At 67.0% G+C, this 397-nt stretch carries 1 protein-coding gene; it reads left to right on the top strand.

Translation table 11 applies throughout. The features are described from left to right. Positions 1–397 (top strand): GNAT family N-acetyltransferase (locus ACLD7X_RS19485; protein ID WP_411425328.1); only part of this gene is annotated, 397 nt, incomplete at both ends.

Below are 397 nucleotides of genomic sequence, written 5' to 3'. Positions count from 1 at the left end.
GCCTGGAAGTCCGAGGTTTCGGCCCAGTCGCGCGAATTCTCCGCGCTCGCGCGCAAGCGGCGCAAGACCGAACGCGAGATCGGCCCCATCCGCTTCGTCGCCAACGATCCCTCCGAGGCGGCGTGGGACACCTTCGTGCAGTGGAAGGACGCCGCGCTGCGCAAGCTCGGTCTCGACGGTTTCCTGACCACCGCCTGGACCCGCGCGCTGATCGAGGATCTCCGCCGCACCGACACGCCCTCTTTCGGGGGAATGTTCTCGACGCTTTATGTCGGCGACCGTCTCGTCTCGGCGCATTTCGGGCTGCGGACGGACCGTGTGCTGCACTGGTGGTTTCCGACCTACGACCCCGCGCCCGAGCTGATGTCGCCCGGAACGATGCTGCTTGTCGACTGCA

This window comes from Aphanothece microscopica RSMan92 (assembly GCF_046613545.2).
GTDB lineage: Bacteria > Cyanobacteriota > Cyanobacteriia > PCC-6307 > Cyanobiaceae > NIES-981.
This window is presented reverse-complemented; position numbering and strand designations above follow the sequence as displayed.